Source organism: Methanoregula sp. (genome assembly GCF_002835825.1).
In the GTDB taxonomy this organism is placed as follows: Archaea; Halobacteriota; Methanomicrobia; order Methanomicrobiales; family Methanospirillaceae; genus Methanoregula.
Genome location: NZ_PIZH01000758.1, coordinates 1 through 1,051, shown reverse-complemented (window position 1 = coordinate 1,051; position 1,051 = coordinate 1). Strand labels below are relative to the sequence as shown.

Below are 1,051 nucleotides of genomic sequence, written 5' to 3'. Positions count from 1 at the left end.
AGCGACAACGAATCGAAGAACGCAGAGCGTTCTTCTCATGCTTCGGGTTTGAAGACCCTCAGCACCCCGAAGGGGGTGGGAAGGCTCGCAACATCGCAGAGGATTTTGCTATTCATTTCTCAAGAAAACCGGCCAACCTCCAATCAATTCCACATTTTCCCCTCACCCACAATCCTCTTATTACCCGGGCAGACCAACCCTCTCACCAACCAATGGCATTCATCAGCCACCCCCTCATCAAACCGGACGCCATCGAGAAGCGCGAGTACCAGCTCTCCATCGCGATGAAGGCACTGGATGCCAACACCATGGTGATCCTCCCCACGGGTCTTGGCAAAACCGCCGTCTCCCTGCTCGTTGCCGCATCCCGGCTCTACAACGAGGGGGGCCGGGTACTGATGCTCGCCCCGACCAAACCGCTCGTGGAGCAGCACCTCCGCTATTTTGAGAAATACCTGCTCGCAAAGAACCCCGAGGGGTCTGAAGGATCGGATGCATCCCCGTTTGTGATGTTCACCGGAGAAGCCCCTCCCGATGAGCGGTCCGCTGACTGGAACCGGGCGTCCGTCATCCTTGCGACCCCCCAGGTAATCAAAAACGACCTCATTGCCGGGCGTTACACGCTCTCCGATGTGTCACTCCTTATCGTGGACGAATGCCACCGTGCCGTGGGGAACTATGCATATGTCTTCCTGGCCCAGCGCTATATGGCGACAGCCGATAAGCCCCTCATCCTCGCCATGACTGCATCACCGGGCGGGGCCCAGGAGAAGGTGCAGGAGGTCTGCGCCAACCTCGCGATCGCCCATGTCGAGACACGGACCGAGAACGATCCTGATGTACGGCCGTATGTTTTCGAACGCGAACTCGAATACATCTCCATCGACCTCCCTTCGGATCTGAAGGCTGCAATCCAGACTATCAACGCCCTTATCGAAGACCGTCTCGGGCTCCTTGCCTCGCTCCACTTTGCGGTGCCGACGCGTGAAAAACGCTCGAGGCGGTAACTCGCGGACATCCATCCCCAGATCCCACAACGGACCCCAACCCG

At 58.3% G+C, this 1,051-nt stretch carries 1 protein-coding gene; it reads left to right on the top strand.

Annotated elements, in window-relative coordinates:
• The first annotated feature begins 212 nt into the window (after positions 1 to 212).
• Positions 213 to 1,007 carry a DEAD/DEAH box helicase gene (locus tag CW742_RS14985; protein WP_342764897.1) on the top strand — a complete coding sequence of 265 codons (795 nt, stop codon included), beginning with the start codon at positions 213 to 215 and terminating at the stop codon, positions 1,005 to 1,007.
• The last annotated feature ends 44 nt before the right edge of the window (positions 1,008 to 1,051 follow it).

Bases quoted from the DNA above. Each gene is read 5' to 3' on its own strand.
- CW742_RS14985 (WP_342764897.1), top strand. From the start codon at position 213: ATGGCATTCATCAGCCACCCCCTCATCAAACCGGACGCCATCGAGAAG.